The organism is Streptococcus sp. HMSC073D05, assembly GCF_001812015.1.
GTDB classification, from domain to species: domain Bacteria; phylum Bacillota; class Bacilli; order Lactobacillales; family Streptococcaceae; genus Streptococcus; species Streptococcus parasanguinis_D.
In genome coordinates this window covers 26,934-46,758 of the sequence record NZ_KV807499.1, presented here as the reverse complement: position 1 = coordinate 46,758, position 19,825 = coordinate 26,934, and the positions used below count along the sequence as shown (strand labels likewise).

Here is a 19,825-nt window from a genome sequence, read left to right as displayed (position 1 = left end):
TCCCCGAGAGGTATTGGTGGTCTGACAGGTTTTCCTGTCAGCCGCTGCATTTTCGTTTGAAAAGCAGTTTGCTAATCGCAGTAAAGAAGGAATTTATGTGAATTGAAAAAACCAATTATTGAGTTTAAAAATGTTTCAAAGGTCTTTGAAGATAGCGGAACCGTTGTCCTAAAGGATATCAATTTTGAATTGGAAGAAGGGAAGTTCTATACCCTGCTCGGTGCATCTGGATCAGGGAAATCGACTATCCTTAATATCATTGCCGGTCTTTTGGACGCGACGACTGGAGATGTCTACCTTGATGGGGAACGGATCAATGATGTCCCTACCAACAAACGGGACGTCCACACCGTCTTTCAGTCCTATGCCCTGTTTCCACATATGACGGTCTTTGAAAATGTGGCTTTTCCCCTTCGTTTGAAAAAGGTGGACAAGGCTGAGATCGAACGTCGGGTTTCAGAAGTCTTGAAAATGGTCCAGTTAGCTGGATTTGAAAAACGCTCGATCCAAAAATTATCTGGTGGTCAACGCCAGCGGGTAGCTATTGCCCGGGCTATTATCAATGAACCACGAGTGGTCCTTTTAGATGAGCCCTTGTCTGCACTTGACTTGAAGTTGCGGACAGACATGCAGTATGAGTTGCGGGAATTGCAACAACGTTTGGGGATTACCTTTGTCTTTGTTACCCATGACCAAGAAGAAGCCCTTGCCATGAGTGACTGGATCTTTGTCATGAACGAAGGAGAGATCGTCCAATCTGGTACTCCTGTGGATATCTATGATGAGCCGATCAACCACTTTGTAGCCACCTTTATCGGAGAGTCCAACATTCTAGATGGTCGCATGATCGAGGACTACTTGGTTGAGTTCAATGGCAAACGCTTTGAAGCCGTCGATGGGGGGATGCGTCCAAATGAACCAGTTGAAGTCGTCATTCGTCCTGAAGACTTGCAAATCACTCTTCCTGAAGAAGGCAAGCTCCAAGTGAAGGTGGACACCCAGCTCTTCCGTGGTGTGCATTATGAGATCATCGCCTATGATGATTTGGGAAATGAGTGGATGATTCACTCCACTCGGAAGGCCATCGTGGGAGAAGTTATCGGGCTAGACTTTGAACCAGAAGATATCCACGTTATGCGTCTCAACGAAACCGAAGAAGAATTCGATGCGCGGATCGAAGAGTACGTTGAAGTGGAAGAGCAAGAAGCTGGTTTGATTAATGCCATTGAGGAGGAAAGAGATGAAGAAAACAACCTCTAATCTATTTATCCTCCCCTATTTCTTGTGGATTTTTCTCTTTGTCCTAGCTCCTGTAGTCATGATCATCTTTCAATCGTTTTTCAACGTTGAAGGGCAGTTTTCACTTGAAAACTACAAAGAGTTCTTTACTTCGCAAAATTTGACCTATTTAAAGATGAGCTTTAATTCGGTTCTTTATGCTGGAATTGTCACCCTGGTGACGCTCTTGATCTCCTACCCGACTGCTTACTTTTTGACGCTTCTCAAACACCGGCAGTTGTGGTTGATGTTGATTGTCTTGCCAACCTGGGTCAATCTCTTGCTCAAGGCCTATGCATTTATCGGAATCTTTGGGCAAAACGGCTCCATCAATAGCTTTTTAAGCTTTCTCGGAGTCGCTCCCCAGCAGATCCTCTTTACTGATTTCTCCTTTATCTTTGTAGCCAGCTACATCGAGTTGCCTTTTATGATCTTGCCGATCTTTAATGTCTTAGATGACTTAGATCCAAACTTGATCAATGCCAGCTATGATTTGGGAGCCAATCGTTGGGATACCTTCCGTCATGTGGTCTTCCCCTTGTCCATGAATGGAGTCCGCTCAGGTGTGCAGTCTGTCTTTATTCCTAGTCTGAGCCTCTTCATGTTGACACGGATGATCGGTGGAAACCGAGTCATTACCTTAGGGACTGCGATTGAACAGCACTTCCTGACAACACAAAACTGGGGAATGGGTTCTACCATCGGAGTTGTTCTGATCCTTGCTATGCTCCTTACCATGTGGGCAACGAGAGAAAGGAGAGAACGATGAAAAAAGTATCTCATTTCTATCTAGGCTTCGTCTTTCTGATCCTCTATCTTCCCATCTTCTATTTGATCTTTTATGCCTTCAATAAAGGGGGAGATATGAATGCCTTCACAGGCTTCACGCTTGAGCATTTCAATGAATTGTTCGCAGATAGTCGCCTGATGCTGATCTTATCAGAGACCTTCCTCTTGGCCTTCTTGTCAGCCTTGATTGCGACAGTGATTGGGACCTTTGGAGCCATTTATATCTACCAATCGAAGAAGAAGTTAGAAGGGCCTTTGCTCTCCATTAACAACATTCTCATGGTAGCGCCTGACGTTATGATCGGGGCCAGCTTCTTGATTCTCTTTACGACGGTGAAGTACCAGCTAGGTTTCCTATCTGTTCTGGCTAGCCACGTGGCCTTCTCGATTCCCATTGTGGTCTTGATGGTCTTGCCACGACTCAAGGAAATGAACCGGGATATGGTCAATGCTGCCTATGACTTGGGAGCTACTCAAGTGCAAATGCTCAAAGAGATCATGTTGCCGTATCTGACACCAGCCATTATCGCGGGCTACTTTATGGCTTTTACCTATTCGCTTGATGACTTTGCCGTGACCTTCTTTGTAACCGGAAATGGCTTTACAACCTTGTCTGTAGAGATCTACTCCCGTGCGCGTCAAGGAATTTCCCTCAGTATCAATGCCTTGTCCGCCCTTGTCTTTCTCTTTAGTGTGCTCTTGGTCATCGGTTATTACTTCATTACCCGTGAAAAGGAGGAAGCAGTATGAAAAAACTTTATTCATTCCTAACTGGGATTGTCCTTGTCATTCTGGTCCTCTGGGGAATTAGCCACCAGATCGAAGCGAGCATGAATACCAAGAATAGCGACAAGTTGGTCATCTACAACTGGGGAGATTATATCGATCCAGACTTGCTCAAGGAATTCACAAAAGAAACCGGAATTCAGGTGCAATATGATACCTTTGATTCCAACGAAGCCATGTACACCAAGATCAAGCAAGGGGGAACCACCTACGATATTGCTATACCTAGTGAATACATGATTGCTAAGATGATGGATGAGCATCTGGTTGAAAAGTTGGACCAATCCAAGATCAAAGGGATGGAAAATATCGATCCAAAACTCTTGAACCAATCGTTTGATCCGGGCAACCAATATTCAGTCCCTTACTTCTGGGGTACCTTGGGGATTATCTACAATACCAAGATGGTCAAAAATGCTCCTGAACATTGGTCAGATCTCTGGCGTGAAGAGTACAGAAATGACATCATGATGTACGATGGTGCGCGTGAGGTCATGGGAATTGGTCTCAATACCTTGGGCTATAGCCTCAATGAAAAGGATCCAAAGAAATTGCAAGAGGCAGTAGATAAACTCTACACCTTGACGCCAAACATCAAAGCTTTGGTTGCTGATGAGATGAAAGGCTATATGATCCAAAACAATGCGGCTATTGGGGTTACCTTCTCAGGAGAAGCCAGCCAAATGCTCGAAGCCAATAAGGATCTTCGCTATGTCGTCCCAACTGAAGCCAGCAACCTTTGGTTTGATAACATTGTCATTCCAAAAACCGTGAAAAATAAAGAAGCAGCATATGCCTTTATTAACTTCATGCTTCGTCCTAAAAATGCTTTGAAAAATGCTCTTTATGTCGGCTACTCAACGCCAAATAAAAAAGCCAAAGCCATGTTGCCAAAAGAAATCCAAGATGACCAATCCTTCTATCCAAGCGATGAAACACTGGACCATTTGGAAGTCTATCAACAATTAGGCAAGAAGTTGCTTGGAGTCTATAACGATCTTTACCTTCAGGTCAAGATGTATCGAAAATAACAAAAAGGAACCTTCGGGTTCCTCTTTGATTGAAGATAAACTCCTCTTAGAAACTTTCCTTAAGTGAGTACGGACGTTAAGTGAAATTATCCAGTGGATGATTTCAGCAATCCAGGAAGTTCCATGACTTAGTTTTGGACCTAAGGTTCCAAAACTCCCGAGTGCTAGAAACAATGATGTTTCTATCACTTTTCTCACAGCGGAAAGTTTCATTTTATATTTAGATACTCTACAAAAATGCAACATTTGAATTTTTAGCATCACTTAGGTTGTTATTTGTAAAAAAGGATTACCTATATTCTAGCAGAACCCCACAAGTTCTTTTATGATTGCTGCATAAAGTCTCTAACTAGTGAGTTAGATTGAGATTCAAATGAAAGATGCTATAATAGTAAGGAAAGTGACTGGCCCATTCAGTCATGAAAGGAACGATTGGAGAGAATTAAATGAAGAGACAAATGGAACTATTTTTGATTATTTTGTTACCGATCCTAGGACTGGTTTTTCTTGGAGGAAAAATCATGACCCTGACCAAAAGACCCGAACAGAAGATAACAACCACTTTTTCAAAGAAAGTCGTACAAAAATCAGAAGAAGAAATAAAAAAAGAACAAATCGCTTTTCTCAAGGAACACGAGCAAGAAATCGTCGATTTTGTAAAGGCTCAAAGTCCGAAAGTCGAATCCGTTCAGATTGATTGGAACAGTATGCAAATTGAAGAGTCTGGGAATGGAACACCTCAGGGTGGTGGATACAATTTATCTATTTCTGGTCAAATTAATCAATTAAAAAACACAAAATTCTCCGTTGATTTTTACCTAGAAGATCAAAATAGCATACCAACTATCAAAAAAATGGGGATGCTAAATGATATTTATATCGAGGAAAATGGTGGCTGGAAAATTTTTTCTTAAGTAAATAGAAGTAAAAGTGTTATGAGGAAACAAGAAAATTAAAATGAAACGTACACTTAAGTTATTAGCTTTAATGCTTATTTTCACAAGCATTGGAGGCTGCACTGTAAAACCAAAAGAACAGATGAAACAAGATAAAGTGAATGTTTCTTCCTCCACCAAAGGAGATACAGAAGTGCTCAAACAAAAGCAAGTAAACTTTTTAAAAAAACACGAGTCCGAAATTACGAACTACATAAAGTCGAATGATCCAGAAGTTGTTCGAGTCAAGTATGACTGGGATAGTGTGAAAGTAGAAGATAGTGGTGCTTTTACGGAATCTGGGTTTGACATCCGTTTAAAGGTCTATGGAGATAATGATAAGGAACTAAATGGCTATTCATTCTTTATTGTCCCAAAACCAAATGTTGAGAATCCAATTTCAATTGATTCAATCTCTGGTTCGAATTTTCCTTAATAAAATCAACAGATCATTCTATCCATTAAGAGGAAAGAATTTGAGCTATGAGTCCATAATAGATCTAGAAATGATAGGTGGAAATTTTAGAGAATAATTTGTACAGAATGGTAGGAGGACTTATGAAAAGGTGAAAAATCATGATGGTTGCTTCAATTGTAGCTCTCCTAAGTATAGGAGGATGTAGCGTGAAGCATAAAGATGATACAAAACAAGGAAAAACGATTGCTGCTTCATCAATCAAAGAAGACAAAGAAGCCATTAAACAAAAGCAGCTCGCTTACCTCAAAGAACATGAAAAAGAAATTGTTGATTTTATGAAAGCCCAAAGTCCGAAAATCGAATCCGTTCAAATATATTGGGATGAAACTCAGTGGGGAGTAGCAGGAAATGGGACGCCACAAGGTGGTGACGAAATGATTCTCATTTTTGGTGGGTTTAATCAAAATCCTGAATCGAGTTGGCGAGTTGATGTGGTGGTGGAAGATGGAAAAATTAATTTAAAGACGATGTCTTTGGGCCAATATTTAAGGATAGGTGGAAGAATTTTCGAATAAATAAGTTGATAGATCAATTAAAAGTGTGTAGATTGGTGGGAATTGAATGAAGAGACAAATGGAACTATTTTTGATTATTTTGTTACCGATACTAGGACTGGTTTTTCTTGGAGGAAAAATCATGCCACTGACCAAAAGACCCGAACAGAAGATAACGACCTCATCTCCAAAGAAAGTCGTACAAAAACCAGAAGGAGACATAAAAAAAGAACAACTGGACTACCTAAAAGAACACGAACAGAAGGTTATTGATTTAGTCAAAGCACAAAATTCAAAAGTCGAATCCGTTCAGATTGATTGGGATCAGACACAATGGAGTGATGGTGGGCTTACAACTCCCGAATATTATATGAATGTTTATGGACGTATAAATAATATTGAAGAATCGGGTTGGGGAGTAGATATCCCAATTAATGAGGACAATACATTGAATCTAGATGAGATGTATATAGGATCTGACATTGACATAGAGGGTAGAATACTTGAGTAATTGGATCAAATCCAGGAAGAGCGTTCAAAGCTCAAATGGGAGTATGACAGTGAGATAGATGCTTTCTATAAAAATCAGAAAAAGCTGGAATCGAAAGATAAAAAAATCAGTAAGGTTGTCCTTACTGTTTTTTTAGTTGGATCCAGATGTGGCTGTATCTGCGCCACTGTCTGTTGCTGTGGAGCCTTGGTCTTGTGCAGCAGATGAACTGGTTTCTGTAGCAGATGAGCTATCGGTTTCTTTTTGTGAACTTGTTTCTGTATTGCTTGAATTGGTTTGTGTATTGGTGTTAGTATCTGTATTGGTAGCGCTTGAGTCAGAGCCCTTTTCATGAACCACGACGACACTGGTGCTACTAGAGGGTTTATCTTCTGTCTTTTGATTGTCTTTATTGAGCAGGCTCATAATGGTAAAGGAAGTGACGATAATCCCTAAGAGACTGGCAATCGTAGCTACAACCGTTTGAAATACGGACAAACCTTGTTTGACTTTCTCACCGCGAGATGGTCTTGAATCTACTTTTTCCTCAGGTTTTTGGTTTTTGTTACTTCTTGAATATTGTGACATGTTCATTCTCTTTCTATCAAAAATTGTTTTTTTAACACTTTCCTATTATAAGTCATTTTCTGAAAAATGTCTAAAAAGAACTGAATTTTATAGAGTGATTTTGCTGGATCTCTCTTTATCAAATCCTTGTCCCAAGCGGTTAGAAATGATAAAATAGAAGTTACGTAAAAAGAAAGTGATGGATGCGTAGGACATGATCTATTTTGACAATTCAGCAACGACTAAACCCTATCCAGAAGCCCTTGCGACTTATACAGAAGTAGCGACTCGGATCTGGGGCAACCCTTCTAGTTTGCACAATCTAGGTAGTCAAGCTACTCGTATTTTGGAAGCTTCTAGAAAACAGATTGCGGAGCTAATTGGCAAGAAAGCTGAGGAAATTTACTTCACGTCTGGTGGGACCGAAGGGGACAACTGGATCCTCAAGGGTGTCGCTTTTGAGAAAGCTCCTTATGGCAAGCATATCATTGTCTCTGACATCGAGCATCCCGCTATCAAGGAGTCCGCTGCTTGGTTAAAGACGCAGGGATTCGAAGTTGATTATGCTCCAGTGGATGCGCGTGGCTTTGTCAAAGTGGATGCCTTGGCTAGTCTACTCCGTCCAGATACGACCTTGGTCTCTGTCATGGCCGTCAACAATGAGATTGGCTCCATCCAGCCCATCCATGAAATTGTGGCTCTCCTAGAAGATCGCCCAACGATTAGTTTCCATGTCGATGCTGTTCAAGCTTTAGCCAAGGTAGCAACAGAAGTTTATCTGCCAGAGCGCGTGGACTTTGCGACCTTCTCTAGTCACAAATTCCATGGCCTTCGTGGAGTTGGCTTTGTCTACATCAAAGAAGGCAAAAAGATCACACCCCTCTTAACGGGTGGAGGTCAAGAAAAAGAAATGCGCTCGACAACTGAGAACGTGGCAGGTATCGCAGCAACCGCAAAAGCCCTACGCTTAGCTATGGAAAACCAAGAAGCTTTTGCAAGCAAGACCCAGCAGATGAAAGAAGTGATCCGCAAAGAATTGGCCAACTATCCAGATGTCACTGTCTTTTCTGGTGGGGATCATTTTGCGCCTCACATCTTGACTTTCGGGATCAAGGGAGTTCGTGGTGAAGTAGTGGTCCATGCCTTTGAAGAGTTTGATATTTACATTTCGACAACCAGTGCCTGCTCGTCCAAAGCTGGTAAGCCAGCTGGTACCTTGATTGCCATGGGAGTGGACAAGAGTATCGCACAGACAGCTGTTCGCTTGAGTCTAGACCTTGAAAATGACATGAGCCAAGTCGAGCAATTCTTGACCAAGTTCAAACTGATTTACGAGCAAACACGAAAAGTACGTTAATTTTAGAAGGAAATCAACATGACCTTAACCTATTCAGAAATTATGATTCGCTATGGAGAGCTTTCTACTAAAGGAAAGAACCGCATGCGTTTCATCAATAAACTTCGCAATAATATCCAAGATGTTTTATCTATCTATCCAGCTGTCAAAGTGACAGCGGACCGCGATCGAGCGCATGCTTATCTGCATGGGACGGATTATGAACCGGTAGCCGAATCCCTCAAGCAGGTTTTTGGAATCCAAAATTTTTCACCCGTTTACAAGATTGAAAAATCAGTACCAGCCTTAAAAGCGGCAGTGCAAGAGATTATGAAGGAGATTTACAAGGAAGGCTTGACCTTTAAAATCTCAAGTAAACGCAGTGACCATACCTTTGAACTCGATAGTCGCGAGCTCAACCAAACCTTGGGAGGTGCGGTCTTTGAAGCGATCCCAACCATCCAAGCTCAGATGAAAAAACCAGATATCAACTTGCAAGTTGAAATTCGAGAAGAAGCAGCCTATATTTCTTATGAAACCATTAAAGGAGCAGGTGGCCTTCCTGTTGGTACGTCTGGCAAGGGTATGCTCATGCTTTCTGGTGGGATCGACTCACCAGTAGCTGGTTACCTAGCCTTGAAGCGTGGTGTGGATATCGAAGCGGTCCACTTTGCGAGCCCACCTTATACCAGCCCAGGTGCCTTGAAAAAAGCCCATGACTTAACACGGAAGTTGACCAAGTTTGGGGGGAATATCCAATTTATCGAGGTGCCCTTCACAGAGATCCAAGAGGAAATCAAGGCAAAAGCGCCAGAAGCTTACCTCATGCCCCTGACCCGCCGCTTTATGATGCGCATTACAGACCGCATTCGCGAGGTTCGTGGTGGTTTGGTCATTATCAATGGTGAAAGCTTGGGACAAGTGGCTAGCCAAACCTTAGAGAGTATGCAGGCCATCAATGCGGTAACCAATACGCCAGTTATCCGTCCAGTGGTAACCATGGACAAGTTGGAAATCATCGATATTGCCCAAGCCATTGATACCTTTGAAATCTCCATCCAACCGTTTGAAGACTGTTGTACCATCTTTGCACCAGATCGTCCAAAGACTAATCCGAAACTCAAAAATGCGGAGCAGTATGAGCAACGGTTGGATGTGGAAGCTTTGGTCGAGCGTGCTGTGTCAGGCATCGTCGTAACGGAAATCACACCAAAAGCAGAAAAAGATGAGGTCGATGACCTGATTGAGGATTTGCTATAGGAGAGACTGGGAGTATCCAGCCTCTTTTTCTTACCAACTTAAAGGAGACAAGATGAAAAAAGTTATCGTTTTAATGACAAGTTTGTTTCTGTTGACAGGCTGTGTCAAAGTATCATTTACTGGCCCGAAAAAAGAAGAAAAGACCAGCCAGTCAACCAGCAGCAAAAAAGAACCGCTCACATTTGTCAGAGCTGATCAGTACAAAAATCAGGACAATGAAATCCTAGAGCTTGCTGAAAAATTTATCAAAGACCATCCAACGATTGGAACTCCAGGAAGATTGTTTGCATTTTTACCAGGCTATACCTTTGGAGATGAGGAGAACCGTTTCGCCTTGCTCTATCTGGTGAATCGCACCACTACAACAATTGATCGCGATGGTTCCTTCGTTTTGAACTTAGAATATGATGGGGAACCCCTTCTTGAAAATGTGACGGTTGACTATCAAATCAGTGAATCGGGTGTTTTAAAAACGAATATGGCTGCAGCCATTCCTATCAAAATCACCAAGGAAACAGAAGAAAAAATGAAGAGCTTGAACGATTCGTCTAAGGCTAAATTGACCATCAGTGACTTTCAATTTAAGAATAAGTAGATGAAGAGTCAGCTTTGAAAGAGTTCTTAAAATAAAAGATAAAAATTTATTTTTCAAAAGAAAATTCGTTTTCAAAGCGCAAAAATACTTGTCTTTGTCTGATAGAAGTGATATACTAAGAGAGTTGACTATGCACATGCCTGTGCAACCGCTCGATCATCGTTGCTCATTTTCATGAGAATAAGTGGTTCGTCCCACGATGCTAGGCGAGTCTTCACAAAAATACGGGGAAACCCAAAAATACATAGGAGGTGCATAATGAGCACATACGCAATCATTAAAACTGGCGGAAAACAAGTTAAAGTTGAAGTTGGTCAAGCAGTCTACGTTGAAAAATTGAACGTTGAAGCTGGTCAAGAAGTTACATTTAACGAAGTTGTTCTTGTTGGTGGTGAAAACACTGTTGTCGGAACTCCACTTGTTTCAGGAGCTACTGTTGTTGGAACTGTTGAAAAACAAGGAAAACAAAAGAAAGTTGTTACTTACAAGTACAAACCTAAAAAAGGTAGCCACCGTAAACAAGGTCACCGTCAACCTTACACTAAAGTTGTCATCAACGCAATCAACGCTTAATTTTTAGGAGAACACATGATACAAGCAGTCTTTGAACGAGCCGAAGATGGCGAGCTGAGGAGTGCAGAAATCACTGGGCACGCTGGAAGCGGTGAATACGGCTTTGATGTCGTGTGTGCATCGGTTTCTACGCTAGCCATTAACTTCGTCAACTCTGTTGAGAAGTTTGCAGGCTACGAACCGGATCTAGAATTAAACGAAGAAGAAGGTGGCTTCCTTCGGGTGACAATCCCGACAGATATTCCACCACATCAAAGAGAAATGACCCAACTATTCTTTGAATCATTTTTCTTAGGGATGGCAAACTTATCGGAGAACTCTTCGGAGTTCGTCCAAACAAGAGTTATCACAGAAAACTAACATGGAGGAAAACAATTATGTTGAAATTGAATCTTGCTAACTTGCAACTTTTCGCCCACAAAAAAGGTGGAGGTTCTACATCAAACGGACGTGATTCACAAGCAAAACGTCTTGGAGCTAAAGCAGCTGATGGACAAACTGTAACAGGTGGATCTATCCTTTACCGTCAACGCGGTACACACATCTACCCAGGTGTGAACGTTGGACGTGGTGGAGACGATACTTTGTTCGCAAAAGTTGAAGGCGTAGTACGCTTCGAACGTAAAGGTCGCGATAAAAAACAAGTTTCTGTTTACCCAATCGCAAAATAAAAAGGTTCAGTGAACCTTTTTATCCCGAGCCTTGAAATATTAAGGTGAGGAAGCTAGAAATAGCATAAATCAAAGCTTTCCGGATTAACGGAAGGCTTTTTTTCTTTTATTTATTTAAAAATATCATGTTTACTCTTGTTAATATAATGTTTGAATTTGTGTTTTTTGAAAAATGTAGTATAATAGAGACAAATATAGTAGGAATGGAAGTAGTACCATGAAAGATAGCAGACATGTTGAAATTCTTCAGGAACTGGATCGAAAAAGTGTGGTATCGGTCAAAGAGCTCAAGGAACTTTTTGGGGTGACAGACATGACCATTCGTCGCGATCTGATCGATCTTGAAAAACAAGGTCTTTTAGTTCGTGTACATGGTGGGGCCCACAAAAAAGTCAAAGATAGCTTATTAGAAGCTTCTCACAGTGAAAAAAATCTGATCAATATTGATGAGAAACGAAGCATTGCCAAAAAATGTGCAGACTTGATCGAAAATGGGGATACCGTTTTTATTGGCTCTGGTACAACAACAGACTTTATCGGAGATTATTTGGAAGGGAAAGAAATTAGCATCGTCACCAACTCCCTCCCTATTTTTGAGAAGCTCAAGGATTTTCCAAATTATGATCTGATCTTAGTTGGTGGTCGCTACCGGGTAAAGACACAAACCTTTGTCGGTCAATTTGCCAATAAACTCTTGAAAGAAATCAAGGTTTCTAAAGCCTTCATCGGGGTGAATGGAATCGATGGCCATAGTGTCTCCACAGCTAATGAAGAAGAAGGAAATGGCAATGCCATTATTCTGAACAATGCGATAGAGAAATATGTGGTAGCTGATAACAGCAAGTTTGATAGTTATTCCTTCTACAGTTTCTATCGTGTGGAAGATCTAAATGCCATTATTACCGATGATAGCATCCCAAAGAAGATCAAAGACAAATATGGCTTTTATACGAAAATTATTTAAGATCAAGAGGCTGGGACAAAAGTCCTAGCCTCTCGATTGTTTTTGGACTGTCGAGCAAGACGCAGTGGTTGAGTGGGATATACTACGCTGATTTCATCAGCTTTTACAGCCTTACTCAACTGTGCGGAGGTGGGACAACGAAATCGAATACTAACGAATTACCGATTTCTGTCCCACTCTCTTTTTACTTTTTTAATAATGTTAGAAAATGACGGTTAGGAAGCGCTTTAAAGAGGAATATAAACAAAAATAAACAAAATACGACAAAAAATGATTGACATTCAATCAATATAGTGATATACTCTAACCATAAAATAAATAGTTAGATAAGGAGGTGGCAACAATGGGATTAAATCAACTCTTTAACAAAGATCTTGTGTTTTGCCTACATGCCAAGGATCAAACAGATCTCTTTGAGCAGGTAGCAAGCTTACTTGAAGAGCGACAGATTGTGACACCAACCTATCGTTCCGCTTTGATTGAGCGTGAAAAGTCTTTCCCGACTGGATTAGACATGGAATTTCTTGGTAAGGACTTACCAAATGTGGCGATTCCGCACACAGACATTGTCCATAATCTCACTGAGAATGTGGTCGTGGTTCGTTTGGATCAACCAGTAACCTTCCATAATATGATAGCTCCAGATAAGGAAGTTCAAGTTTCACTTTTATTCTTCATTATCAACAATTCAAGCGCAAGCCAAACCAATATTTTGGCCCAGCTGATGGATTTCTTTACATCCAATGGAAATCTCGAAGCTCTATCAAAATTAGATAGTGAAGATAAGCTTTATCAATACATAACGGAAACTATTTCCTAAAACATTCGTAAATATTTATAATGGAGGACATCCAAATGATTAAAATTTTAGCTGCCTGTGGTGCAGGTGTTAACTCTAGCCACCAAATTAAGAGTGCGGTAGAAGAAGAGTTGTCAAACCGCGGTTATGATGTGCGTTGTGACGCTGTCATGGTCAAAGACGTGAATGAAGACTTGATTTCAGGTTATGATATCTTTACTCCAATTGCTGCAACTGATTTAGGATTTGATCCTGGTATTCCAGTAATTGAAGCTGGTCCAATTTTATTCCGTATTCCAGCAATGAGTGCGCCAGTCTTTGATAACATTGAAGCTGCCATTAAAGAACATGGATTAAGTTAATATTTTTTTAAAACAGTTTGTAAGCGTTATCCAATAAAAAATTGGGAACACTTTATGCCGTAAATTACAAAAAAATTATAAATCGGGAGGATTTATTATGAATGGCATTATTGATTTTGCCAATAAATTTTTCAAACCCATCCTAGATATGGGTGCTCCGATCATCATGTTGATCGTCTTGACTTTATTGGCTCTCTTGTTTGGAGTGAAATTCTCTAAAGCCCTTGAAGGTGGTATTAAACTTGCCATCGCCCTTACTGGTATCGGTGCCATCATCGGTATGTTGAATGGAGCTTTCTCAGCGTCTCTTGCAAAATTCGTTGAGAACACAGGTATTCAATTGAATATCACTGACGTTGGTTGGGCACCTCTTGCGACCATCACTTGGGGGTCTGCCTGGACACTTTACTTCTTGTTGATTATGTTGATTGTCAACGTTATCATGCTTGCGATCAAGAAAACAGATACACTTGACGTCGATATCTTCGATATCTGGCACTTGTCTATCACTGGTCTTTTGATCAAATGGTATGCGGACAACAACGGTGTCAGCCAAGGTTTATCACTCTTCTTGGCAACTCTTGCAGTTGTCCTTGTAGGGATTATGAAAATCATCAACTCAGACTTGATGAAACCAACATTTGATGATCTTTTGAATGCACCAAGTTCATCACCTATGACTTCAACTCACATGAACTACATGATGAACCCAATCATCATGGTCTTGGATAAAATCTTTGACAAATTCTTCCCAGGTCTTGATAAATACGACTTCGACGCTGCTAAATTGAACAAGAAGATCGGTTTCTGGGGATCTAAATTCTTTATCGGTTTCCTTCTTGGAATCGTCATCGGTATCATGGGTACTCCACATCCAGTTGCTGGTGTACAAGATGCTGACAAATGGGAATTGGTTATTAAAGGTTGGTTGAGCCTTGGTTTGACTGCCGGTGTCTGCTTGGAATTGTTCTCATTGATCGGTTCTTGGTTCATCGCAGCAGTAGAACCATTGTCACAAGGTATTACAAACGTTGCTACTAAACGTCTTCAAGGACGTAAATTCAACATCGGTTTGGACTGGCCATTTATCGCTGGTCGTGCTGAAATCTGGGCTTGTGCCAACGTACTTGCGCCAATCATGTTGATCGAAGCAGTGCTTCTTTCTAAAGTCGGAAATGGTATCTTGCCACTTGCAGGTATCATCGCTATGGGTGTAACTCCAGCCTTGTTGGTTGTAACACGCGGTAAATTGATCCGTATGATCATCTTCGGAAGCCTTCTCTTGCCACTCTTCCTTCTTTCAGGTACATTGATTGCACCATTTGCTACTCAATTGGCTAAGAGTGTTGATGCCTTCCCTAAAGGGGTAGCTTCTACTCAATTGATCACTCACTCAACTCTTGAAGGACCAGTTGAAAAATTGCTCGGTTGGACAATCGGTAACGCAACAACTGGTGATATCAAAGCTATCCTTGGTGTAGTTGTCTTCTTGGCATTCTATATCGGAATCTTCGCTTGGTACAGAAAACAAATGATCAAACGTAACGAAGAATATGCTGCAAATGCAAAATAATCGTTCCATGTAGTTTGAAAACTGACACCATATCTTTTCTAGATATGGTGTTTTTATTTTTAAAAAATGTTCGAAAATAAACAATTTAATGTTGACTTTCGTTCGAAATAGGTGTAATATAATATCAAAAGTAAGAAAATGTTTCTTTGTGAAAAATTAACAACAGGAATATTTGCTGAAACAAACAAAAGGAGGACAGGACATGTCTATTGTAATTGGTGCAGATGCTGCAGGATTAAGATTAAAAGATCTCGTGAAAGAGTTTCTTGTAAAAGAAAACTTCGATGTTGTAGATGTAACCGCTGAAGGTCAAGATTTTGTAGATGTGACACTTGCAGTTGCGAGCGAAGTGAACAAAAACGATCAAAATCTTGGAATCGTGATTGATGCTTATGGAGCTGGTCCATTTATGGTTGCGACTAAAATCAAAGGAATGGTGGCAGCAGAAGTTTCAGATGAACGTTCTGCTTATATGACACGTGGACACAACAATTCTCGAATGATTACCATGGGAGCTGAAATTGTTGGGGATGAATTGGCGAAAAACATTGCCAAAGGCTTCGTCAATGGTAAATACGACGGCGGCCGTCACCAAATCCGTGTTGATATGTTGAATAAGATGTGCTAATGAGAGGAGAATTCAAATGAGAATTGCAATTGGTTGTGATCACATTGTGACAAATGAAAAAATGGCTGTTTCTGATTTTTTGAAATCAAAAGGATACGAAGTGCTCGACTTTGGGACTTATGACCATACACGTACCCACTATCCAATCTTTGGTAAGAAAGTCGGTGAAGCCGTAGCAAGTGGCCAAGCAGATCTTGGTGTTTGTATCTGTGGTACTGGTGTTGGGATTAACAATGCTGTTAACAAAGTACCTGGTATCCGTTCTGCCTTAGTACGCGATATGACAACTGCTCTTTATGCAAAAGAAGAATTGAACGCGAATGTCATCGGGTTTGGTGGTAAAATTACGGGTGAATTGCTCATGTGTGATATCATTGAAGCATTCATCCACGCTGAATACAAACCAACTGAAGAAAATAAAAAATTGATCGCTAAGATCCAACATGTGGAAACCCATAATGCTCATCAAGCGGATGCTGATTTCTTTACAGAATTCCTTGAAAAATGGGACCGTGGTGAATACCACGACTAAGAGGTGACGTATGATATTAACGGTCACGATGAACCCTTCGATTGATATTTCTTATCCTTTGGATGTACTCCAGTTGGATACAGTCAATCGTGTAGCTGAGGTGAGTAAGACAGCTGGTGGAAAAGGTCTCAATGTTACCCGTGTACTTTCTGAGATAAAGGATCCAGTGGCAGCGACTGGCCTACTTGGTGGTCGGACGGGGCAATTCATTCTCGATCATTTAGGAGAAGGGATAGAGGAACGTTTCTTTGAAATTGCTGGTGATACACGTAATTGTATCGCCATCCTTCACGAAGGCAAGCAAACAGAAATCTTAGAAAAAGGTCCAACCATTTCTGAGAAAGAAGGCCAAGACTTTCTCGACCATTATCGTCACTTGGTTGAACAAGTAGAGGTTGTTGCCATCTCTGGAAGTCTTCCTGCTGGTTTACCAGTGGACTACTATGCTAGCCTTGTCAAGATTGCAAGGGAAGCTGGGAAACCAGTCGTACTTGATTGCTCGGGAGCTTCTTTAGAAGCTGCCATTCAAGCAGCTGTCAAGCCTACGGTCATTAAACCAAACAATGAAGAATTATCACAGTTGTTAGGAAAAGAAGTGAGTAAGAATGTGGAAGATTTAAAAGAAGTTCTTCAGGATTCTCTCTTTGATGGCATCGAATGGGTGATTGTCTCCCTTGGTGCAAATGGCGCTTTCGCTAAGCATGGGGATGTCTTCTATAAGGTAGATATTCCTAAGATCGATGTCGTCAATCCAGTCGGATCTGGTGATTCGACTGTTGCAGGGATTGCATCTGGTCTCTATCATCATGAGAGTGACGCAGACTTGCTCAAGAAAGCAAATGTTCTTGGAATGTTAAATGCGCAAGAAGCACAAACAGGACATGTCAACATGGGGCACTATGATGCCTTGTATCAACAATTAATCGTAAAAGAGGTATAAAATGGTATTAACAGAACAAAAACGCAACTATTTGGAACGTCTTAGTACAAAAGACGGTGTCATTTCAGCTTTGGCTTTCGACCAACGTGGGGCTTTGAAACGCTTGATGGCCAAATACCAAGACACAGAACCAACAGTAGCACAAATGGAAGAATTAAAAGTCCTTGTAGCTGATGAATTGACAAAATATGCTTCATCTATGTTATTGGACCCAGAATATGGTCTACCTGCTACAAAAGCCTTGGACAAAGATGCTGGTCTCTTACTTGCCTATGAAAAAACAGGTTACGATACATCAAGCACCAAGCGCTTGCCAGACTGCTTGAACCTTTGGTCAGCAAAACGCATCAAAGAACAAGGCGCAGATGCTGTGAAATTCTTGCTCTACTATGATGTAGACAGTGCAGATGAACTCAACCAAGAAAAACAAGCTTATATCGAACGCATCGGTTCTGAATGCGCTGCTGAAGATATTCCATTCTTCCTTGAAATCTTGGCTTATGATGAAGGAATTGCAGATGCAACCTCTGCTGAATATGCGAAAGTGAAACCTCGTAAGGTGATTGAGGCTATGAAAGTCTTCTCAGATCCTCGTTTCAATATCGATGTCTTGAAAGTGGAAGTTCCAGTTAATGTGAACTTCGTGGAAGGATTTGGAGAAGGAGAAGTTGTCTATAGTCGTGAAGAAGCAGCTGCTTTCTTCAAAGAACAAGAAGAAGCAACCAACCTTCCATACATCTACCTCAGTGCAGGTGTATCAGCTAAGCTCTTCCAAGAAACCTTGGAATTTGCTCATGCATCTGGTGCAAACTTCAACGGTGTTCTTTGTGGACGTGCAACATGGGCAGGTTCAGTAGAAGCTTACATCAAAGATGGAGAAGCAGCTGCTCGTGAATGGCTTCGTAAAGAAGGTCGACAAAATATTGAAGAATTGAACGCAGTCTTGGCTAAAGTAGCAACACCTTGGACAGAACGCGTATAAGATTCAAATGATGATTGCCTCCTAAAGCAACAGTTAGAGAGTGGGACAGAAATCGGTCATTCGTTAGAATTCGATTTCTTTGTCCCGCCTCCGCACAGTTGAGTATGGCTGTAAAAGCTGATGAAATCAGCGTAATAGAGCCCCTCAACCACTGCGTCTTGCTCGACAATCCAAAGATGATTGAGAGGCTAGGACTTATATCCCAGCCTCTTCATTATTTTAAGGTCTTGTTTATTTTTTATAAAAAAATGTTTAAAAATTTTTGCTGTAAGGGTTTACAAAACAAAAAACTTATGATAGAATAAGTTTATAAGTTGAATAGCAGTGAGCGTTACTAAGTTAGATTAGGCGTGACCACAAGTAGACTGAACAATTAGTGTAGGCTAGTTTTTTCAGTTGCTTCGTGGTCATTTTTATTTGCTTTTAACAAATTTTACAAAGGAGAGCCTCATGTATCGTATTATCCATCCAATGAACAATAATGTTGCTTTGGTTCAAAATGAACTACAACAAGAGTTGATTGTTATTGGGAGTGGGATTGCTTTTGGGAAAAAGAAAAATGATCTAGTAGCTGATGATAAGGTCGAAAAAGTATTTCGTTTAAACACGGATGAGTCAAGAGAAAACTTTATGGCCCTTCTAAAGGATGTTCCTCTTGATTTCATTACAACCACTTATGAAGTGATTGATACCTTGTCTAAGAAATATGCCTATCCTGTTCAAGAATATATCTATGTGACATTAACAGATCACATCTTTTGTTCTTACCAGGCAGTTCAACAGGGAAGATACAAACACAGTGACCTTCCTGATGCGTCTGCTATGCACCCGATTCCCTATAAAATCGCAAAAGAAGCGATTGAGATCTTTCGAAAGCGGCTCTTGGATCAACTTCCTGACGATGAAGTGAATCGTATCGCTTATCATTTCATTAATGCACAAGGGGAAATGATTCATGAGCAAGATCCAGATGTCCAGGACCGACAAGTTATTTTGAAAGCTGTAGAAGAAAAACTAGCTCAAAATGGCTTGAAACGGAAAGAAGAAAACAGTCATTTCTATGATCGCTTTATGATCCATCTCAATTATTTCCTAGATTCGCTAGATAAGGGAAGAGAAGATCCAGAAGGTTTGAGCGAGATGGAACAACTGATTCAGCTAAGTTATCCAAAGGCTTATGAGATTAGTCATCAAATCTACCAAACCATCGCTGAACAGACAGGAGCCAAAATATCTCCTAATGAAAAAGTCTATTTAGCCCTTCATATTCAACGTCTATTATAAAAATTTTCAAAAGGTATCATAAGGAGGAACCAACATGAATAAAGAAGAAGTCCAATTACTTGGCTTTGAAATTGTCGCTTATGCCGGTGACGCTCGATCAAAATTAGTGGAAGCCTTAAAAGCTGCTGAAAATGGTGATTTTGCTAAAGCAGAATCCTTAGTAGAAGAAGCAGGGTCCTGTATCGCTGAGGCTCACAAATCTCAAACGACCATGCTAGCGCATGAAGCAGCAGGAGAAGAAATCCCCTATAGCATTACCATGATGCATGGTCAAGACCATCTCATGACAACGATCCTATTAAAAGACGTGATTCACCATCTGATTGAACTATATAAAAGAGGAGCGAAATAATGAATAAACTGATTGAACTGATTGAAAAAGGGAAACCTTTCTTTGAAAAGATTTCTCGAAACAAATATTTGCGAGCGATTCGTGATGGTTTCATTGCAGGGATGCCTGTAATCTTATTCTCATCTA

At 40.8% G+C, this 19,825-nt stretch carries 25 protein-coding genes and 1 other annotated feature; of the genes, 24 read left to right on the top strand and 1 reads right to left on the bottom strand.

Going from position 1 to position 19,825, the window contains the following annotated elements; all coding sequences use genetic code 11:
• Positions 1–102 precede the first annotated feature (102 nt).
• The 8 genes from HMPREF2832_RS07750 to HMPREF2832_RS07715 all read left to right on the top strand — a co-directional run bounded on the left by HMPREF2832_RS07750 (position 103) and on the right by HMPREF2832_RS07715 (position 6,302).
• Entirely contained in the window at positions 103–1,260 is a 1,158-nt protein-coding gene (locus tag HMPREF2832_RS07750) for an ABC transporter ATP-binding protein (RefSeq protein WP_003002881.1), read from the top strand.
• On the top strand, positions 1,241–2,047 hold the full coding sequence (locus tag HMPREF2832_RS07745) for an ABC transporter permease (protein ID WP_049475040.1): 807 nt from the start codon (positions 1,241–1,243) through the stop codon (positions 2,045–2,047). The genes HMPREF2832_RS07750 and HMPREF2832_RS07745 overlap by 20 nt, the downstream gene beginning before the upstream one ends.
• On the top strand, positions 2,044–2,817 hold the full coding sequence (locus tag HMPREF2832_RS07740; protein WP_031573560.1) for an ABC transporter permease: 774 nt from the start codon (positions 2,044–2,046) through the stop codon (positions 2,815–2,817). Before HMPREF2832_RS07745 ends, HMPREF2832_RS07740 begins: the two co-directional genes overlap by 4 nt.
• Positions 2,814–3,884 (top strand): ABC transporter substrate-binding protein, encoded by a 1,071-nt coding sequence (locus HMPREF2832_RS07735; protein WP_070506233.1) that lies wholly within the window; start codon positions 2,814–2,816, stop codon positions 3,882–3,884. The genes HMPREF2832_RS07740 and HMPREF2832_RS07735 overlap by 4 nt, the downstream gene beginning before the upstream one ends.
• Before the next feature lie 521 nt (positions 3,885–4,405).
• Entirely contained in the window at positions 4,406–4,798 is a 393-nt protein-coding gene (locus tag HMPREF2832_RS07730; RefSeq protein WP_261674227.1) for a hypothetical protein, read from the top strand.
• Between the two features lie 43 nt (positions 4,799–4,841).
• Positions 4,842–5,255: a hypothetical protein gene (locus HMPREF2832_RS07725; RefSeq protein ID WP_070506232.1), complete on the top strand. Its 414-nt coding sequence runs from the start codon at positions 4,842–4,844 to the stop codon at positions 5,253–5,255.
• Positions 5,256–5,395: 140 nt separating this feature from the next.
• A complete protein-coding gene (locus HMPREF2832_RS07720; protein WP_186823072.1) occupies positions 5,396–5,812 on the top strand; it encodes a lipoprotein BUG3 in 417 nt (138 codons plus the stop codon).
• Positions 5,813–5,858: 46 nt separating this feature from the next.
• Complete coding sequence (locus HMPREF2832_RS07715) at positions 5,859–6,302, top strand: hypothetical protein (protein WP_070506231.1); 444 nt, start codon at positions 5,859–5,861, stop codon at positions 6,300–6,302.
• 132 nt (positions 6,303–6,434) lie between these two features.
• Here HMPREF2832_RS07715 and HMPREF2832_RS07710 read toward each other — a convergent pair whose 3' ends face one another.
• Positions 6,435–6,869 carry a DUF6556 family protein gene (locus HMPREF2832_RS07710; RefSeq protein WP_070506230.1) on the bottom strand — a complete coding sequence of 145 codons (435 nt, stop codon included), beginning with the start codon at positions 6,867–6,869 and terminating at the stop codon, positions 6,435–6,437.
• A gap of 193 nt (positions 6,870–7,062) precedes the next feature.
• On the opposite strand from HMPREF2832_RS07710, the gene HMPREF2832_RS07705 reads away from it, so the two are divergent.
• From HMPREF2832_RS07705 to HMPREF2832_RS07625, 16 genes are all read left to right on the top strand, one after another.
• Positions 7,063–8,205, top strand: coding sequence for a cysteine desulfurase family protein (locus HMPREF2832_RS07705; protein WP_070506226.1), 1,143 nt, complete (start codon positions 7,063–7,065; stop codon positions 8,203–8,205).
• A gap of 18 nt (positions 8,206–8,223) precedes the next feature.
• Positions 8,224–9,444, top strand: a complete 1,221-nt coding sequence (gene thiI / locus HMPREF2832_RS07700; protein ID WP_070506224.1) for a tRNA uracil 4-sulfurtransferase ThiI — start codon at positions 8,224–8,226, stop codon at positions 9,442–9,444.
• 52 nt (positions 9,445–9,496) lie between these two features.
• The gene (locus tag HMPREF2832_RS07695) at positions 9,497–10,039 is read left to right on the top strand and encodes a hypothetical protein (protein ID WP_070506221.1); all 543 of its coding nucleotides are present in this window, start codon (positions 9,497–9,499) and stop codon (positions 10,037–10,039) included.
• Positions 10,040–10,175: 136 nt separating this feature from the next.
• Positions 10,176–10,263 (top strand) — a sequence feature (ribosomal protein L21 leader region).
• 34 nt (positions 10,264–10,297) lie between these two features.
• Positions 10,298–10,612, top strand: coding sequence for a 50S ribosomal protein L21 (rplU, locus tag HMPREF2832_RS07690; RefSeq protein ID WP_003007734.1), 315 nt, complete (start codon positions 10,298–10,300; stop codon positions 10,610–10,612).
• A 15-nt stretch (positions 10,613–10,627) separates the two neighbouring features.
• Positions 10,628–10,972 (top strand): ribosomal-processing cysteine protease Prp, encoded by a 345-nt coding sequence (locus tag HMPREF2832_RS07685; protein WP_003002581.1) that lies wholly within the window; start codon positions 10,628–10,630, stop codon positions 10,970–10,972.
• A gap of 17 nt (positions 10,973–10,989) precedes the next feature.
• Positions 10,990–11,283 carry a 50S ribosomal protein L27 gene (gene rpmA, locus HMPREF2832_RS07680; protein WP_003002805.1) on the top strand — a complete coding sequence of 98 codons (294 nt, stop codon included), beginning with the start codon at positions 10,990–10,992 and terminating at the stop codon, positions 11,281–11,283.
• Between the two features lie 217 nt (positions 11,284–11,500).
• On the top strand, positions 11,501–12,247 hold the full coding sequence (locus HMPREF2832_RS07675) for a DeoR/GlpR family DNA-binding transcription regulator (RefSeq protein ID WP_061455169.1): 747 nt from the start codon (positions 11,501–11,503) through the stop codon (positions 12,245–12,247).
• Positions 12,248–12,590: 343 nt separating this feature from the next.
• Positions 12,591–13,067: a PTS sugar transporter subunit IIA gene (locus tag HMPREF2832_RS07670; RefSeq protein ID WP_070506218.1), complete on the top strand. Its 477-nt coding sequence runs from the start codon at positions 12,591–12,593 to the stop codon at positions 13,065–13,067.
• 35 nt (positions 13,068–13,102) lie between these two features.
• On the top strand, positions 13,103–13,408 hold the full coding sequence (locus HMPREF2832_RS07665) for a PTS sugar transporter subunit IIB (RefSeq protein WP_049485465.1): 306 nt from the start codon (positions 13,103–13,105) through the stop codon (positions 13,406–13,408).
• A gap of 97 nt (positions 13,409–13,505) precedes the next feature.
• Positions 13,506–14,981: a PTS transporter subunit IIC gene (locus tag HMPREF2832_RS07660; protein WP_045759559.1), complete on the top strand. Its 1,476-nt coding sequence runs from the start codon at positions 13,506–13,508 to the stop codon at positions 14,979–14,981.
• Positions 14,982–15,183: 202 nt separating this feature from the next.
• A complete protein-coding gene (gene lacA / locus HMPREF2832_RS07655) occupies positions 15,184–15,609 on the top strand; it encodes a galactose-6-phosphate isomerase subunit LacA (protein ID WP_003007724.1) in 426 nt (141 codons plus the stop codon).
• A 16-nt stretch (positions 15,610–15,625) separates the two neighbouring features.
• A complete protein-coding gene (lacB, locus tag HMPREF2832_RS07650; protein WP_003002763.1) occupies positions 15,626–16,141 on the top strand; it encodes a galactose-6-phosphate isomerase subunit LacB in 516 nt (171 codons plus the stop codon).
• A 10-nt stretch (positions 16,142–16,151) separates the two neighbouring features.
• Positions 16,152–17,081, top strand: coding sequence for a tagatose-6-phosphate kinase (locus tag HMPREF2832_RS07645; protein ID WP_061455172.1), 930 nt, complete (start codon positions 16,152–16,154; stop codon positions 17,079–17,081).
• Between the two features lies 1 nt (position 17,082).
• Entirely contained in the window at positions 17,083–18,063 is a 981-nt protein-coding gene (gene lacD, locus HMPREF2832_RS07640) for a tagatose-bisphosphate aldolase (protein WP_070506214.1), read from the top strand.
• Positions 18,064–18,513: 450 nt separating this feature from the next.
• Positions 18,514–19,347: a PRD domain-containing protein gene (locus tag HMPREF2832_RS07630; RefSeq protein ID WP_070506210.1), complete on the top strand. Its 834-nt coding sequence runs from the start codon at positions 18,514–18,516 to the stop codon at positions 19,345–19,347.
• Between the two features lie 34 nt (positions 19,348–19,381).
• Positions 19,382–19,699, top strand: a complete 318-nt coding sequence (locus tag HMPREF2832_RS07625) for a PTS lactose/cellobiose transporter subunit IIA (RefSeq protein ID WP_003007713.1) — start codon at positions 19,382–19,384, stop codon at positions 19,697–19,699.
• The last annotated feature ends 126 nt before the right edge of the window (positions 19,700–19,825 follow it).

Excerpts from the sequence above, each read along its gene's own strand:
- HMPREF2832_RS07670 (WP_070506218.1), top strand. The coding sequence starts at position 12,591 with ATGGGATTAAATCAACTCTTTAACAAAGATCTTGTGTTTTGCCTACAT.
- HMPREF2832_RS07730 (WP_261674227.1), top strand. The coding sequence starts at position 4,406 with ATGACCCTGACCAAAAGACCCGAACAGAAGATAACAACCACTTTTTCA.
- lacB (WP_003002763.1), top strand. The coding sequence starts at position 15,626 with ATGAGAATTGCAATTGGTTGTGATCACATTGTGACAAATGAAAAAATG.
- HMPREF2832_RS07710 (WP_070506230.1), bottom strand. The coding sequence starts at position 6,869 with ATGTCACAATATTCAAGAAGTAACAAAAACCAAAAACCTGAGGAAAAA.
- HMPREF2832_RS07630 (WP_070506210.1), top strand. The coding sequence starts at position 18,514 with ATGTATCGTATTATCCATCCAATGAACAATAATGTTGCTTTGGTTCAA.
- HMPREF2832_RS07675 (WP_061455169.1), top strand. The coding sequence starts at position 11,501 with ATGAAAGATAGCAGACATGTTGAAATTCTTCAGGAACTGGATCGAAAA.
- HMPREF2832_RS07685 (WP_003002581.1), top strand. The coding sequence starts at position 10,628 with ATGATACAAGCAGTCTTTGAACGAGCCGAAGATGGCGAGCTGAGGAGT.
- HMPREF2832_RS07720 (WP_186823072.1), top strand. The coding sequence starts at position 5,396 with ATGATGGTTGCTTCAATTGTAGCTCTCCTAAGTATAGGAGGATGTAGC.
- HMPREF2832_RS07725 (WP_070506232.1), top strand. The coding sequence starts at position 4,842 with ATGAAACGTACACTTAAGTTATTAGCTTTAATGCTTATTTTCACAAGC.
- rplU (WP_003007734.1), top strand. The coding sequence starts at position 10,298 with ATGAGCACATACGCAATCATTAAAACTGGCGGAAAACAAGTTAAAGTT.
- HMPREF2832_RS07660 (WP_045759559.1), top strand. The coding sequence starts at position 13,506 with ATGAATGGCATTATTGATTTTGCCAATAAATTTTTCAAACCCATCCTA.
- lacA (WP_003007724.1), top strand. The coding sequence starts at position 15,184 with ATGTCTATTGTAATTGGTGCAGATGCTGCAGGATTAAGATTAAAAGAT.
- HMPREF2832_RS07645 (WP_061455172.1), top strand. The coding sequence starts at position 16,152 with ATGATATTAACGGTCACGATGAACCCTTCGATTGATATTTCTTATCCT.
- HMPREF2832_RS07625 (WP_003007713.1), top strand. The coding sequence starts at position 19,382 with ATGAATAAAGAAGAAGTCCAATTACTTGGCTTTGAAATTGTCGCTTAT.
- thiI (WP_070506224.1), top strand. The coding sequence starts at position 8,224 with ATGACCTTAACCTATTCAGAAATTATGATTCGCTATGGAGAGCTTTCT.
- lacD (WP_070506214.1), top strand. The coding sequence starts at position 17,083 with ATGGTATTAACAGAACAAAAACGCAACTATTTGGAACGTCTTAGTACA.
- HMPREF2832_RS07745 (WP_049475040.1), top strand. The coding sequence starts at position 1,241 with ATGAAGAAAACAACCTCTAATCTATTTATCCTCCCCTATTTCTTGTGG.
- HMPREF2832_RS07665 (WP_049485465.1), top strand. The coding sequence starts at position 13,103 with ATGATTAAAATTTTAGCTGCCTGTGGTGCAGGTGTTAACTCTAGCCAC.
- HMPREF2832_RS07740 (WP_031573560.1), top strand. The coding sequence starts at position 2,044 with ATGAAAAAAGTATCTCATTTCTATCTAGGCTTCGTCTTTCTGATCCTC.
- HMPREF2832_RS07705 (WP_070506226.1), top strand. The coding sequence starts at position 7,063 with ATGATCTATTTTGACAATTCAGCAACGACTAAACCCTATCCAGAAGCC.
- HMPREF2832_RS07715 (WP_070506231.1), top strand. The coding sequence starts at position 5,859 with ATGAAGAGACAAATGGAACTATTTTTGATTATTTTGTTACCGATACTA.
- HMPREF2832_RS07735 (WP_070506233.1), top strand. The coding sequence starts at position 2,814 with ATGAAAAAACTTTATTCATTCCTAACTGGGATTGTCCTTGTCATTCTG.
- rpmA (WP_003002805.1), top strand. The coding sequence starts at position 10,990 with ATGTTGAAATTGAATCTTGCTAACTTGCAACTTTTCGCCCACAAAAAA.
- HMPREF2832_RS07695 (WP_070506221.1), top strand. The coding sequence starts at position 9,497 with ATGAAAAAAGTTATCGTTTTAATGACAAGTTTGTTTCTGTTGACAGGC.